Source organism: Streptomyces antarcticus (assembly GCF_026627255.1).
GTDB lineage: Bacteria > Actinomycetota > Actinomycetes > Streptomycetales > Streptomycetaceae > Streptomyces > Streptomyces antarcticus.
In genome coordinates this window covers 177,512-191,229 of sequence record NZ_JAPNLM010000012.1, presented here as the reverse complement: position 1 = coordinate 191,229, position 13,718 = coordinate 177,512, and the positions used below count along the sequence as shown (strand labels likewise).

General features: G+C 73.2%; 11 protein-coding genes, 2 tRNA genes and 1 other RNA gene. 5 read left to right on the top strand and 9 right to left on the bottom strand.

Going from position 1 to position 13,718, the window contains the following annotated elements:
* Window positions 1–12 precede the first annotated feature (12 nt).
* Window positions 13–85 (top strand) — tRNA-Gly (locus OTB16_RS20005).
* A gap of 45 nt (window positions 86–130) precedes the next feature.
* On the opposite strand, the gene OTB16_RS20000 is transcribed toward OTB16_RS20005, so the two are convergent.
* The 6 genes from OTB16_RS20000 to ffs form a co-directional block, all read right to left on the bottom strand.
* On the bottom strand, window positions 131–1,045 hold the full coding sequence (locus tag OTB16_RS20000) for a phosphoribosylaminoimidazolesuccinocarboxamide synthase (RefSeq protein WP_267721623.1): 915 nt from the start codon (window positions 1,043–1,045) through the stop codon (window positions 131–133).
* A gap of 72 nt (window positions 1,046–1,117) precedes the next feature.
* The gene (locus OTB16_RS19995) at window positions 1,118–2,605 is read right to left on the bottom strand and encodes a N,N-dimethylformamidase beta subunit family domain-containing protein (RefSeq protein ID WP_267721622.1); all 1,488 of its coding nucleotides are present in this window, start codon (window positions 2,603–2,605) and stop codon (window positions 1,118–1,120) included.
* A 284-nt stretch (window positions 2,606–2,889) separates the two neighbouring features.
* Window positions 2,890–4,644, bottom strand: a complete 1,755-nt coding sequence (locus OTB16_RS19990; RefSeq protein ID WP_267721621.1) for a M48 family metalloprotease — start codon at window positions 4,642–4,644, stop codon at window positions 2,890–2,892.
* 308 nt (window positions 4,645–4,952) lie between these two features.
* A complete protein-coding gene (gene purD / locus OTB16_RS19985; RefSeq protein WP_267721620.1) occupies window positions 4,953–6,206 on the bottom strand; it encodes a phosphoribosylamine--glycine ligase in 1,254 nt (417 codons plus the stop codon).
* 60 nt (window positions 6,207–6,266) lie between these two features.
* The gene (locus OTB16_RS19980) at window positions 6,267–8,510 is read right to left on the bottom strand and encodes a DNA polymerase III subunit gamma and tau (RefSeq protein WP_267721619.1); all 2,244 of its coding nucleotides are present in this window, start codon (window positions 8,508–8,510) and stop codon (window positions 6,267–6,269) included.
* Window positions 8,511–8,632: 122 nt separating this feature from the next.
* Window positions 8,633–8,731: signal recognition particle sRNA small type (gene ffs / locus OTB16_RS19975), an RNA gene on the bottom strand.
* Window positions 8,732–8,860: 129 nt separating this feature from the next.
* Between ffs and OTB16_RS19970 the strand changes: the two genes are divergently transcribed.
* Window positions 8,861–8,948 (top strand) — tRNA-Ser (locus tag OTB16_RS19970).
* A 181-nt stretch (window positions 8,949–9,129) separates the two neighbouring features.
* Here OTB16_RS19970 and OTB16_RS19965 read toward each other — a convergent pair.
* From OTB16_RS19965 to OTB16_RS19955, 3 genes are all read right to left on the bottom strand, one after another.
* Entirely contained in the window at window positions 9,130–9,405 is a 276-nt protein-coding gene (locus OTB16_RS19965) for a hypothetical protein (protein ID WP_267721618.1), read from the bottom strand.
* Window positions 9,406–9,580: 175 nt separating this feature from the next.
* The gene (locus OTB16_RS19960) at window positions 9,581–10,264 is read right to left on the bottom strand and encodes a response regulator transcription factor (RefSeq protein ID WP_267721616.1); all 684 of its coding nucleotides are present in this window, start codon (window positions 10,262–10,264) and stop codon (window positions 9,581–9,583) included.
* The gene (locus OTB16_RS19955; protein ID WP_267721615.1) at window positions 10,261–11,442 is read right to left on the bottom strand and encodes a sensor histidine kinase; all 1,182 of its coding nucleotides are present in this window, start codon (window positions 11,440–11,442) and stop codon (window positions 10,261–10,263) included. The genes OTB16_RS19960 and OTB16_RS19955 overlap by 4 nt, the downstream gene beginning before the upstream one ends.
* 155 nt (window positions 11,443–11,597) lie before the next feature.
* Between OTB16_RS19955 and OTB16_RS19950 the strand changes: the two genes are divergently transcribed.
* The 3 genes from OTB16_RS19950 to OTB16_RS19940 all read left to right on the top strand — a co-directional run bounded on the left by OTB16_RS19950 (window position 11,598) and on the right by OTB16_RS19940 (window position 13,523).
* On the top strand, window positions 11,598–12,593 hold the full coding sequence (locus OTB16_RS19950) for an SDR family NAD(P)-dependent oxidoreductase (RefSeq protein ID WP_267721614.1): 996 nt from the start codon (window positions 11,598–11,600) through the stop codon (window positions 12,591–12,593).
* Window positions 12,594–12,888: 295 nt separating this feature from the next.
* Window positions 12,889–13,104, top strand: a complete 216-nt coding sequence (locus tag OTB16_RS19945; RefSeq protein ID WP_100202944.1) for a type II toxin-antitoxin system VapB family antitoxin — start codon at window positions 12,889–12,891, stop codon at window positions 13,102–13,104.
* On the top strand, window positions 13,101–13,523 hold the full coding sequence (locus OTB16_RS19940) for a PIN domain nuclease (RefSeq protein ID WP_267721613.1): 423 nt from the start codon (window positions 13,101–13,103) through the stop codon (window positions 13,521–13,523). The genes OTB16_RS19945 and OTB16_RS19940 overlap by 4 nt, the downstream gene beginning before the upstream one ends.
* The last annotated feature ends 195 nt before the right edge of the window (window positions 13,524–13,718 follow it).

The following is a 13,718-nucleotide window of genomic DNA, read 5'->3' as shown; positions in this document are numbered from 1 at the left end:
GCTACGGCGCATGCGGACATAGCTCAGTTGGTAGAGCACCACCTTGCCAAGGTGGATGTCGCGCGTTCGAGTCGCGTTGTCCGCTCAGCGGAAGAAGCCCCCGGCCACTGGCCGGGGGCTTCTTCGTGTCTCAGGTCCCGGTGGCCGCGGTCCACGACAGGCCGGTGAGCCGCTCGTACGCCTCGACGTACTTGGCGCGGGTCCGCTCGACGACCTCCTGCGGCAGCGCGGGCGGCGGGAGTTCGCCCTTCGGGTCCCAGCCGGAGGCCGGGGAGGCCAGCCAGTCGCGGACGTACTGCTTGTCGAAGGACGGCTGGCTGTGGCCCGGCTCCCACTGGTCGGCGGGCCAGAAGCGCGAGGAGTCCGGGGTCAGCACCTCGTCGGCGGCGACCAGGGTGCCGTCCGCGAAGCCGAACTCGAACTTGGTGTCGGCCAGGATGATCCCCCGCTCGCGGGCGATGTCCCGGGCACGGCCGTACACGGCGAGGGTCGCCTGGCGCAGCAGGGCGGCGGTCTCGGCGCCGGCGGTGCGCGCGACCTCCTCGTACGAGACGTTCTCGTCGTGCTCGCCGACGGCGGCCTTGGCGGCCGGGGTGAAGATCGGGGCGGGCAGCTCGGAGCCGTCCACGAGCCCCTCGGGGAGGGCGAGTCCGCAGACCGTACGGGTCTTCTCGTACTCGGCGAGGCCGGAGCCGGTGAGGTAGCCGCGGGCCACGCACTCGACCGGGACCATGTCGAGGTTCCGGCAGATCAGCGTGCGGCCGGCCCAGTCGGCCGGGGCGCCGGCGGGCAGTTCGGTGGAGACGACGTGGTTGGGGACCAGCTCGGCCAGCTGGTCGAACCACCAGAGGGACAGCTGGGTGAGGACGCGGCCCTTGTCCGGGATCTCGGTGGGGAGCACCCAGTCGAAGGCGGACATCCGGTCGCTGGCGACCATGACGAGGTGGCCGTCCCCGTCGCGGTAGAGGTCGCGGACCTTGCCGGTGTGGAGGTGGACGAGGCCCGGCACCTGGACCGGCTCGGGCTTTTCGACGAATCCGGACACGGGGTCTCCCTGTGGTTCTGTACGAGCGCACCCCCATTCTCCCGCACGGAGGCCCCCGCACCGCCCGGGGGGTCAGTCGTGCTTGCAGATCCGGTCGAGGAGGTTGGCGGTGGCCCGCTGGACCCGCTCGTCGACGTGGCCGGGCCGGTCGAGCGCCGGGGACCAGGCGAAGGTGCCGGAGGCGAAGACGAGCGCGCCGCTGGGGGCGCGGTAGAGCGAGGTCTCCTGGTGGCGCCGGTGGCCCTCGCCGTCGAGGTACGGGGAGTGCGCGAGCAGGATGCGGTCCAGGTGCTCGGGGAGCTGCGTGCGCGGGAAGTACCGGTCGGCCTCGCCCGCGACCAGGCCGGGCAGTTCGTCGTTCTCGCCGGCGCCGGTGGAGTCCCAGATCCAGTGCGTCGCGTTACGCACGATGAGGGGCTCGGGCTCGGGGACCCGCCCCGCGTACTGGATGCCGAGGAGCTGCTGCTCGGGGCGGTCGACCTCGCGCCAGAGGCTGGAGCGTCCGGGGCCGCGGCGTTTTCGGCAGGTGAGGAGCCGGTCGTCGACCCCGGAGGGGGACGGCCCCAGTTCCACCTGCCAGTACATGGTGTTCGCGGAGAGGAAGACGAGCGAGGTGCCGTGCTCGCGGGCGCGCTCGGCGGTGCGGCGCATCGGGGCCGACCAGTACTCGTCGTGGCCGGGGAAGACCAGTCCCCGGTAGCGGGTCGGGTCGACGCGGCCGGAGTGCAGGTCGCGGGTGTCGGCGTAGGCGAGGTCGTAGCCGTAGCGCTCGGCCCAGCGGATGAAGTCGTAGGCGTGGCCGACGTGCAGGGGCAGACCGGCGCCCGCGTAGGGGCGGTCGAAGGAGACGGTGATGGCGGCGTCCCGCTCGCCGAGCAGCCGCCCCTCCTCGTCCCAGGCGTGGTAGAGGCTGGCGCCGGTGCGGCCGTCCTCCGGGTAGAGGTTGTAGGCCTGCCAGGTGATGTCGGGGAGCAGGAGCAGCAGGTCGGCGGGGTGGTCGTCGCGGACCGTGAAGGGGACGTGGGAGCGGTAGCCGTCGACGGTGGTCAGGACGGCCACGTACGCCCCGACGCTCCAGTAGCTCGGTACCTGGAGGCGCCAGGACATCCACCAGTGGTGGCAGGAGACGGTGCGGTCGGCGGTGAGGGGGGCCGGCTGGACGATGCCGGAGAGGCGGGGGCTGGTGGTGATCTTGGAGGCCCCGTCACCGCCGTAGTGGCCGATCCGGTAGACGTCGACGGAGAACTGCTGGGGCGGGTCGACGGTGACGTGGAAGTCGATGGCCTCGCCAGGGGTGACGGCGCCGGTGGAGGCGAAGCCCTTGATCTGGCGGTGCACGTCGTCGGCCGTGCGGGGGCCGCCGTTGCTCCGGGCGCGGGGGATCCGGCCGGTGCCGGCGGCCGCGGTGGCCGGGTCCACGTACCAGGGCACGACCTGGCCGGTGTCGTCGAAGTAGAGCTCGCTGCCCCGGAACCAGGGCAGGGGCCCCTGCCCGAAGGGGTCGGTCACCGCGTGCGCGAGCGCACCTGACTCCCAACGCCGGATCTGGTCCGCACCCATGACCTCTCCCCTCCCTCGCTCCCCCGAACGGGCATTCACCCAGCCGTTGCGCGGCACTGTTTCCGGTCACCGTTTCCGGTCACCGGGCCGCGACCGGTCCCAGCACATCACATAACGCACGCACTCCGTCACCGTTCGTCGCGAATTGACGTGACCGGAACATTCCCGTCCGTTTGCCTGTACGAGCCGTCGACCGCACGGGGGCGGTTCGGGCGTCGGACATCCGGCGTACGCGTCAGGCGTCAGGCGTCAGGCGTCATGCGTCATGCGTCAGGCGTCATGCGTCAGACCAGGCGGACCGGCTTCTCCGGGCGCACGCCCAGGTCGGCGAGCCAGTCCCGCAGCGGCCCCGGGTCGCCCTCCTCGACCAGCGACAGCACGCGCGGCGCCAGATCGGAGCGGCGGGCTCCGCCGACCAGCAGGACCGGCCCGTCGAGCCAGTCCAGCCCGGGGGCGGCGCCGGCCGAGTCCACCGCCGCGCAGCACACCATCGCGGTCACGTGATCGGCCAGCAGGTCCCGGCCGCTGCGGGGCGGCTGCAGCGGGAACAGCGGTACGGCGTCCGCGCCGCGGGCCTTCCCGGCCCCGTCTGCCGGGCCCGAGGCGCGCTCCTCGCGGGCCAGGTCCCCGCTGAGGCGGCCGGCCAGCGCCTCGCCGGGCGCGCCGTCGCCGGCGGGATCCGTGAGGTAGCCGAGCACCCGTTCCAGCGTGGGCCCGGTGAAGGCGTCCGAGGGGGCCGGGGCGGTGTCCGCGGGGGCGGCCGTACCGGGGGCCGGCTCGCCGGGCGCGGTCTTGGGTGCGGCGGTCTTGCCGGGTGCTGTATTGCCGGGGGCGGTCTTGCCGGGGGCGCCCGCGGGAACGGCCGGGGCGGAAGCGGCCGGGGCCCCGGTGCCCGTGGGGGCGGACAGGATGTCCAGGGCCGTGTGCAGGCGGGCCGCCTCGGTGCGCCACTTGCGGTCCACGACCTCCTCCGGGTACGCCGTCCAGTCCACGGGGGACCAGTCGGGCCCGGGCTCGGCCGGGCCGCCGTGGAAGAGGCGCGCGGCCAGCAGGGACGTCGCCTCGTCGATCACCCCGGGCTGGTCCAGCAGATCGCAGGCGGGCCGCTCGCCGAGGCGCGAGGTGAACCCCTCGGCCAGCCGGTCCCGCCGGGACAGCTCGGTCAGCGCGGAGACCACCCCGGCGTCGAGGTGCGCCGGCCAGCGGCCCATCCGCCAGGCGGGCAGCGCGACCCGGGTCAGCAGCCGGTCCCAGCCCGCGTAGGCGAGGCCGACCTGCTCCTGGGCGACGATGCGCAGCCCGTAGTCCACACCCTGTGCACGGTCCGAGGCGGCCGCGGCCACGCCGCGCTCCATCTCGGCGGCGTCCACCCGGCACAGCCGCAGCAGCAGCCGCGCGGGCCCGGCGATCCAGCCGAGGCCGGGCCGGCCGCCCACGTCCACGGCGGCGTCCAGCCCGCGTACGAAGCCGCGCGCGTCGGCTATGTCGGGGTGCGCGGAGGGGCCCGTACCGGCGACGACCGGGGCGAGGACGGCCCGGAGCTCCGCGACCCGCATCCACCACAGGAACGGCGAGCCGATCACCAGCACCGGGGCCGCCCCGGGCTGCGATTGCGGCCCGGCGGACCTGCCGCCGCGGCGGTGGGCGGCGTGGGTGCGGTCCTCGAGCCAGCTGTCGCAGTCCGGAGTCAGGGCTATCGCCGAGGGCGCCGGTACGTCCATCCGGTCGGCCAGGTCGCGCACCAGCCGGTAGAGGTCGGGAGCGGCGGTCTCCGACAGCGGGACCGTCGGGGTCACGGCGGGGCTCGCCCGCAGCACCACCGCGGCGAAGGCCCCCCAGACGAGCAGGACCAGCACGGCGGCCACGCAGACGGCCAGGGTCACCGCGGGCCAGGGGTCACCGGCCAGCCGGCCCGTCATCCGGGCGGCGACCAGCACCACCGCGAGGGCGGCGGGCAGCAGCCCGACGGCCAGGGCCCTGCTGCGTACCCGCAGCACGGCCAGGGCGCGGGAACGCGCGGACGGCACGCCCACTTCCATGATCGAAACGGTTCCGGACACGGCCGGACCTCACCCCCTCTGCCCTGCGGCGGCTTTGCTCACTCCCCCACTGTGACACCCGCCCCTGACATCGCAATGCCGGTGGGCCAAGTGCCGGAATGCTTGCGCCGCACCCTAGTTGGGGCACGCCCGAACGTCAGGCAGACCGGGTGACGATCACCCGATGGAATGGCTTTGGGTAAAGGTGGGTGCGTTCGAACGCGGCTGGATGCAATCGCCCGGGGACATGCCCGCGGGCCCGGACGCACCTCGTGCGTACCGGGCCCGCGGTCCCACCTCGAGGCGGCTCAGCGCCCTTCGGCCGCCTTGGCCGCGATGTCCGTACGGTGCTGGGAGCCGTCCAGCCGGATCCGTGCGACGGCCCTATACGCCTTCTCGCGGGCCTGCGCCAGATCGGAACCGGTCGCCGTCACCGACAGCACGCGGCCGCCCGCGCTGACGACGGCGCCGCCCTCCTGCCGGGTCCCGGCGTGGAGCACGTACGCGTCGGGCGCGTCCTGCTCGGCGACCTCCGCGAGGCCCTCGACGGGGTCCCCGGTGCGCGGGGTCTCCGGGTAGTTGTGCGAGGCGATGACCACCGTGACCGCGGCGTCGTCGCGCCAGCTGAGCGGGGGCTCGGAGTCCAGGGTGCCGTTGGCGGCGTGCAGCAGGACGCCCGCGAGCGGAGTGCGCAGCCTGGCCAGAACCACCTGGGTCTCTGGGTCGCCGAACCGGGCGTTGAACTCGATGACCCGGGTGCCGCGGCTGGTGATCGCGAGACCCGCGTAGAGCAGGCCGGAGAAGGGGGTGCCGCGGTGGCGCAGCTCGTCGACGGTCGGCTGGAGGACCAGCTCCATGACCTCGTCGACCAGCTTCGGGTCGGCCCAGGGCAGCGGGGAGTACGCGCCCATGCCGCCGGTGTTGGGGCCCTCGTCGCCGTCGAGCGCGCGCTTGAAGTCCTGCGCGGGCTGCAGGGGCACCACGGTGACGCCGTCGGTGATGGCGAAGAGGGAGACCTCGGGGCCGTCGAGGTACTCCTCGATGACGACGCGGTCGCAGGCCACTCCGTGGGCCCGGGCGGCGGCCCGGTCGGAGGTGACCACCACGCCCTTGCCGGCGGCGAGGCCGTCGTCCTTGACGACGTACGGGGCACCGAAGGCGTCGAGCGCCGCATCCACCTCCTCGGGGGTGGTGCACACGTAGCTGCGCGCGGTCGGGACCCCGGCGGCGGCCATCACGTCCTTGGCGAAGGCCTTGGAGCCCTCCAGCTGCGCGGCTGCGGCGGTCGGGCCGAAGCAGGGGATGCCGGCGGCGCGGACGCTGTCGGCGACACCGGCGACGAGTGGCGCCTCCGGGCCGACGACGACGAGGCCGACGCCTAGCTCGGCCGCCAGCCGGGCCACGGCGGTGCCGTTGAGGGCGTCGACGGGGCGCAGTTCGGCCACCTCGGCGATGCCGGCGTTGCCGGGAGCGCAGTACAGGGCGGAGACGTCGGGGTCGAGGGACAGAGAGCGGCACAGGGCATGTTCGCGGGCGCCGCCGCCGATGACGAGGACCTTCACGCTGCTCAGCCTAGCCGGGACGGCGCGGCCGGATTCGTGCGGCCACCCAACTGCGGGGGCCTACTCGTTCGTGTATTCCTCCACAACCGTGGCTCCGAGCTCCCGCACGATGAGGTCGTGACCCGTCAGGGCGCTGTCGACCAGGTCGGCATCGTCCTCCTCGGGGACGTCGTCCTCGGGGGCCACCGGCGGCGGCGCCTGCCGTGCCGGGGGCTGCGGGGAGGGGGACTGCTGCTGGGACTGCGGGGGCTGCTGCTGGTACGGGGCGGCGGGGGCCTGCTGGGCCGGGGCCGGGCTGTAGGCGGGCGGGGCCGGGGCCGCGTACGAGGAGGAGACGGCCGGGGCCGGGCCACCGCCGCCCACCACGGCCTCGATCTTCCAGTTGACCTGGAACTGCTCGGCGAGGACCGCCTTGAGCACCTCCTCGCTGCCGCTGCTGGCGAAGTTGTCGCGGGCTCCGGCGTTGGGGAAGCCGAGTTGCAGGACGGCGCCGTCGAAGCCCGCGACCTGGGCGTTCTGGCTGAGCAGGATCCACGTGAAGCGGCGGCGGTTCTTGACCGCCTCCAGGACGGAGGGCCACATGGCCTGGATCTGCCCGGCGCCGGCGGCCATGCCCGGGGACGGCGCGGGGGCCGCGGGCCCGGCGGGAGCCTGGGCGGCGGGCGCCGGGGGCTGGGCCTGGGCGGCGGGCATGCCCTGCCCGGGGGCGGCCGCGCTGGGCCACGCCCCCGCGGCCGGGGCTGACGAGCCGGACGGGGCAGTCGGGGCGGGTGCGGGCTGGGCGGCGGCGGACGGTGCGGCGGCCCCCGGGGCCGCGGCTCCGGGCCAGGCACCGGGGGTGCCGCCGCCGGGCTGCGCCGCACCGGGCCAGGCCCCCGGGGCGGAGGCGGCCGGCGCGGGGGCGGGGGCGGCCTGGGGAGCGGCGGGGGCGGCCTGGGAGGACGGCTCCGGCGGCGCGGGAGCCCGTACCGGCGGGACGGGGGCCGCTTCCGGCTCGGGGGCCCGCGCGGCGGCGCGTGCGGCGGCGGCTCCCCCGCCGGGTCCGGCGGGGGCCATGGCGTGCGCCTCGGGCCCGGGGACGTACCCCATGGCGGGCTGCGGAACGGCGGGTGCGGCGGCAGCGGCGGCGGCCATCGCCAGACCGGCCCCGCCGCGCTCCAGCCGGTCGAGCCGGGCCTGGAAGGACCGCTCGTCGTCGAAGGCGGCGGGGAGCAGCACGCGGGCGCAGATCAGCTCCAGCTGCAGCCGCGGCGCGTTAGCGCCCCGCATCTCGGTGAGGCCGGTGTTGACCAGGTCGGCGGCGCGCGACAGCTCGGCGGCGCCGAAGACGGAGGCCTGGGCCTGCATCCGCTCCACGACGTCGGCGGGGGCGTCGATCAGCCCCTTCTCCCCGGCGTCGGGCACGGCGGCCAGGATGACCAGGTCGCGCAGCCGCTCCAGCAGGTCGGCGACGAAGCGGCGCGGGTCGTTGCCGCCCTCGACGACGCGGTCCACGACCTCGAAGGCGGCGGCCCCGTCCCCGGCGGCGAAGGCGTCGATGACGGAGTCGAGGAGCGAGGCCTCGGTGTAGCCGAGCAGCGAGGTCGCCATGGCGTACGTCACACCGGCGTCGGTGGCGCCGGCGAGCAGTTGGTCCATGACGGACATCGAGTCGCGCACGGATCCGGCGCCGGCGCGCACGACGAGCGGCAGCACGCCGTCCTCGATCGTGGCGCCCTCGCGCCCGCAGACCTCGCCCAGGTAGTCCCGCAGGGTGCCGGGCGGCACCAGCCGGAACGGGTAGTGGTGCGTCCTGGACCGGATGGTCCCGATCACCTTCTCCGGCTCGGTGGTGGCGAAGATGAACTTCAGGTGCTCCGGCGGCTCCTCGACGACCTTCAGCAGGGCGTTGAAGCCCGCCGAGGTGACCATGTGGGCCTCGTCGATGATGTAGATCTTGTAGCGGCTGGAGGCCGGCCCGAAGAAGGCCTTCTCGCGCAGGTCGCGGGCATCGTCCACGCCACCGTGCGAGGCGGCGTCGATCTCGATGACGTCGATGGAGCCCCGCCCGTTCCTGGCGAGGTCCTGGCAGGACTGGCACTCCCCGCACGGGGTCGGGGTGGGGCCCTGCTCGCAGTTCAGACAGCGGGCGAGGATGCGCGCGCTGGTCGTCTTTCCACAGCCCCGCGGCCCGCTGAACAGGTACGCGTGATTGACCCGGTTGTTCCGCAGGGCCTGCATCAGCGGTGCAGTGACATGCTCCTGCCCGATGACCTCGGCGAACGACTCGGGGCGATAGCGGCGGTACAGCGCAAGGGACGACACGTCTACGAGGTTATCCGGGCGCACCGACAACGGCGGCCCGCAGCCGCCGCGGATCCCGCCCCGGGCACCCACCGGCGAACGCCGCGGGCACCCGCCCCGGACGCCACGGGACCCGCCCCGGAACGCAAAGCGCCCCCCACGCACCCGCCAGAGCCCACTTACCCTTGCTGCCTTCCGGCCCTGGGGGAATTGGGTGAGATAGCGCCACGTGAGGGGCTGGCCCCACCCTAGCGGATGAATGGCCCCGGAATCGAGCCGGACTCCGGCCGGAACTCCGGCCCGATCGTTCGCGGACGTTCGCGGACGATCACGTTCGCGAGCACCCCTCAACGTCTTGTATTGTTTGCCGCGGAGGATTCGCCTAGTGGCCTAGGGCGCACGCTTGGAAAGCGTGTTGGGGGCAACCCCTCACGAGTTCGAATCTCGTATCCTCCGCCATTGCTCTCACCGGGCACTTGAAGGCCCCGACCGGGAAACCGGCCGGGGCCTTCTGCGTGCCGTGGTCTCAGTTCGAGTCTCATGCATTCGATGCGTAACCGGACGTTTCGCTACATGACGGCCGGGGCAGGCTTCGGCCGGGTGGTGATCTCAGCGACGAGGTTGGTGTCGAGTAGATAGATCACTCGCCGTCCGCCGCGTCGTCGTGGGACCGCTGCCCGAATTCCAGCCCCTCGAACGGGGCCCCCGCAAGCCGCTCAAGAAACCCGTCGCTGCCCAGCGTCGCCCAGCGGTGAAGCATGTCGGGCAGGGCATCGATGTCGGTGTCGGCGAGCTCGGCATCGAAGTGCCCGAGCTGATGCTCGGGCAGGGACTCCCGGATCTCCCGGATGGTCCTCAGTGGATGAGGCTCCTCGGGTCTGCGCGGCGGGAGAGGCAGATTCGGGGCAGTGCTCATGATCGGCTCCTCCACGCTGTGGTCCACGGACTCATGCCTGAAGACCACCCTAGGCAGGGCGGCCCTGGAGGCCGAAAACGACCCGAATCCGAGCTCTGGTGGGACCCATCCGCCGAGTCTCCACCCGCTGTGTCCGGCAGCCGCAAGCACGGCATTCCGTGGTTGCCTCAGGACACTAGGGCGTGGTCGACGGCTCCTGGTCCGCCGTGATGCCCGTGGCGACGGCGAGGACGGCGAGGCGGATGCGGTTGTCCCGGCCCGTCTTCGCCATCAGGTTCGCCACATGCGTCTTGACCGTGGTCACCCCCAGGTGCAGGCGGTCGGCGATCTCCTTGTTGGACAGGCCACTGCCAATCAGGCCGAGCACCTCCCGCTCGCGCGGGGTGATGGCGGGCGCCACTGGGACATGGGCGCGGGTGCCGGGAGACGCCCCGGCGCGGGCGTCGACGGCGTGGCTGACGAGCCGGTCGAGAGCGTCCCGGCTGAACGGGGCCTCGCCGTCCGCAGCCCGGCGTGCGGCGTCGATCAGCTCGGCCGGTGGGGTGTCCTTGACCAGGAAGCCACAGGCTCCGGCTGCCAGCGCCGGGTAGAGATGATCGTCGTCGTCGAAGGTGGTGAGCGCGACGACGCGGGTGGCGGGGCAGGCGGCCAGGATGCGGCGGGTGGCGGTGATGCCGTCCATGACGGGCATCCGCAGGTCCATGAGGACGACATCCGGAAGGAGGCGCTCGGCCAGCCGCACCGCCTCTGCGCCGTTCTCCGCCTCGCCGAGGATGTCGATGTCAGGGGCCTGCTCGAAGAGCATGCGCAGGCCCATTCGGACGAGCTGCTGGTCGTCGGCCACGAGAATGCGGATCACGGTGTCTGCTCCGGGAGTCGTACGGAGGCGGGCGGGGCGGGGAGTGCGGCCGTGAGCCGCCAGCCCCGGGGCGTCGGGCCCGCGTCCAGGCGGCCGCCGAACAGGTCCACGCGTTCGCGCATGCCGATCAGCCCGTGCCCCGACGGGCCCGGGGCCGACGGTCTGGGACGACCCGCACCGTCGTCCTGGAGCGTCAGGTGCACGGCGTCGTCGTCGGCCACCCGTACGGTCAACTCGGCCCGTGTACCGGGGCCGGCGTGCTTGGCCGCGTTCGCCAGGCCCTCCTGGGCCAGACGGAGCACGGCGAGGCCGCGCACCGCGTCGAGGCGCGCGAGGGCCGGATCCACGGCCGCGGTGACGGCCAGACCAGTGCGGCGGCTGCCCTCCAGCACCGACTCCAGCGCGACCGGCAGCGCCCCGGGCGTGACCAGGGCGGAGGCCGTCCCGGCTCCCGCGACGCTGTCCGGGTCACGCAGCACAGACACCAGGCGGCGCAGATCGGCCAGGGCCTCGCTGCCGCTGGAGTGCAGGTCGTCGAAGACCTCGGTGACCCGCGCATCGACGGTGGCGGGGATGACGTGCCGGGCGATACCGACGCGCAGCACCATCGACGAGACGTGGTGGGCCACCAGGTCATGCAACTCGCGTGCGATGGCCGTGCGTTCCACAGCGCGGGCGGCCAGCAACCGCTGACCGGCGCGGGCCTCCTCCTGTTCCGCGTGCGCGCGTGCGGTGCGGGCGGCGTCGCGGGTGACCCGTACGTACGCGCCCATGAGCAGCGGCAGGCCGGCCACGATGCCCATCTTGTACAGCACCGAGGGGAGTTCGCCTGGCAGGTCGGCGAGGCGGTTCACGGCGACGGCGAGCGCCAGTACCGTCGCCCCGGCCACCGGGCGGCGACCATACTCCCGTACGGCCAGCTCGAAGAGGGTGACGGCGGCCAGCACCTTCAACGCGGGGACGATGTCCGAGCCGAGCGCGTGCGCGGCAACGAGAAGGCCGGACAGTGTGAGCAGCGCGCCGAACGCCCACCGGCCTGCGACCGCACACAGCGCAAGCCCGGCCGCGGCGAGGCCCCAGTCCCGGACCCCGGACGGCCGGTGCACCAGCAGGAGATCGCCGACGAGAACGCCGACGAGAACCAACGCCCTTAAGGCGGCGAACCTTTGGTCGAACACGAGTTCAATCCTTGATCGATTCACGCGCTTCACGATAGGCGGGTGCCGGTGTCCCCGGGTCCTGCCGTGGGAGGAGGGCTCCTCCTCCCACCGGCCGCCATGACCGGCCCGCGGGCGGAGCCGGACACCCGGCCCGGACTGCGAGTGTGACCGCCATGGATACGAACACGAGCGGCAACGGGAACGGGAACACGAGCGGCAGCGCGAGCGGGAACGCGAGCGGGAACGCGAAGGCCGGCCCCCTGGGGCGGCGGTCCCTGCTCGGTGGCGCGGCCGCCCTCGGAGTGGCGGGCTCGGCCCTCGGCGCGGGCGCACACACGGCGAGCGCCGCTCAGGCCGGGTCGCGCGCCAAGGACGGGCGGTTCCAGGGGAAGTCGGTGCTCATCACGGGCGGTACCTCGGGTATCGGCAGGGCCACCGCCCAGGCCTTCGCGGCGGCCGGCGCCCACGTCGGATTCTGCGGCAGGCGGGCCGAGCTGGGGCGTCAGGTGGAACGGGAGATCCGGGACGCGGGCGGCGAAGCCACGTACATCCAGGCCGATGTGCGGGTGGCCGACCAGATGCAGAACTTCGCGGACCGGGTCGCGAGCCGGTACAGCGGCATCGACGTGGCCTTCAACAATGCGGGGATCGGCAGCGGCAAGCTGCCGCACGAGCTGAGCGTCGAGGAGTGGGACGACGTCCAAGCCACCAACGCCCGGGGCGTCTTCCTCGCCATCAAGTACGAGATCCCGTACATGCTCAAGGCCGGGCACGGCGTCATCGTCTGCACCTCCTCCTCGGCGGCCGAACAGGCCCGGCCGACCAGCGCCGCGTACACCGCGAGCAAGCGGGCGGTGCAGGGCATCGTGAAGGCCGCCGCGCTCGCCTACGGACCCCGGGGCATCAGGGTCAACGCCCTGCTGCCCGGCACCACCGACACCCCCTTCGTCCGCCCGCCCGGCATCCCGGACGAGGCCTGGGCGGCGTACAAGAAGGCGTTCGGCCCGCTCAACATCGATGGCCTGGAGCGGATGGCCGAGGCCGAGGAGATCGCGCGCGCCGTGCTCGGGCTCGCGTCCGACGACTTCCCCTACATGACGGGCGCTTCGGTCGCGGTGGACGGCGGAAGCACCGCCGGCCGGAAGATGATCCAGCCGAGCCGCAGCTGAGGACGGGCATCGAGAGGACCCGACCGCAGAGGGCCGCCGCCCCCGTACCGAACCCCGCGACGGGGCCGGCGCGGGGGGCGGTCGCCGCAACGCGTCTGCCACACCGCGAGGACACCGACCACCGTCGACCCGGGCGCCCTTGCCGCCCGCCTGCGCACCGCCCCATCGTGCGAGAAGACGAGCGCGTCTTCACGCTCTCCCGCATCCGCGGCGTCTGCCCGCGTAGGACGAGATCACCCGCGCCCGACACAGGGTGAGATATACTTGCCTCCACAGTTGATATCAGGAGGTGCACATGAGCCGGACCGTCATCGACCTGGACGACGAATTGGTCGCCGATGTGGCGAAAGCCCTGGGGACCAGCACCAAGAAGGAAACGGTCAACACAGCGCTGCGCGAAGTGCTGGAGAACCGGCGCCGCGCGCTGGCCCTCACTCGGCTCCGGGCCGCCGCCGATCAGGGTGCCTTCGACCTGGAGCTGTTCGAGGACAAGAGGAACTACCGGCGGTGAACGCGGCACAGTTCCTGATCGACACCAGCGCCCTCGCCCGCTTCCTGCGGGGAGACGCGGAACAGTACGGCTGGGACCAGGCGGCAGCTGCCGGACTCATCGCCACCTGCCCCATCACGGAGCTGGAATTCTTCTACAGCGCCCGGTCTTCCGCTGACCGGGCGCGCGGGATCGAGGACATCCGGTTGATCTTCGGCTGGGTCCCTGTCGATGACCGCGCCTACGACCGTGCCTGGCAGGTTCAGGAGGCGCTCACCAAACAGGGCAAGCACCGCAGTGCCGGCGCGGTGGATCTCGTGGTCGCCGCAACAGCGGAGCTCCAGGGCCTCACCCTCCTGCACCGCGACCACGACTTCGAATGCATCGCCGCAGTGACCGGGCAGCCCCTCCAGTGGTACGGCCCGGAGGGCGGCAAGTAGGGCCTGTGGTTGCAGTTCTGGTTGCATTCGCCTCCGTCCGGGCGCGTTCGGACTGAGGCCATGAAAGCACTCCGACGCAGGTCAGGACGGGTACGAGCCCAGCCGGACGGGCGTACGAACATTTGGAAAGCGTGTTGGGGGCAACCCCTCACGAGTTCGAATCTCGTATCCTCCGCCATTGCTCTCACCGGGCAA

Excerpts from the sequence above, each read along its gene's own strand:
- OTB16_RS19995 (WP_267721622.1), bottom strand. The coding sequence starts at position 2,605 with ATGGGTGCGGACCAGATCCGGCGTTGGGAGTCAGGTGCGCTCGCGCAC.
- OTB16_RS19945 (WP_100202944.1), top strand. The coding sequence starts at position 12,889 with ATGAGCCGGACCGTCATCGACCTGGACGACGAATTGGTCGCCGATGTG.
- OTB16_RS19965 (WP_267721618.1), bottom strand. The coding sequence starts at position 9,405 with ATGAGCACTGCCCCGAATCTGCCTCTCCCGCCGCGCAGACCCGAGGAG.
- OTB16_RS19990 (WP_267721621.1), bottom strand. The coding sequence starts at position 4,644 with ATGGAAGTGGGCGTGCCGTCCGCGCGTTCCCGCGCCCTGGCCGTGCTG.
- OTB16_RS19950 (WP_267721614.1), top strand. The coding sequence starts at position 11,598 with ATGGATACGAACACGAGCGGCAACGGGAACGGGAACACGAGCGGCAGC.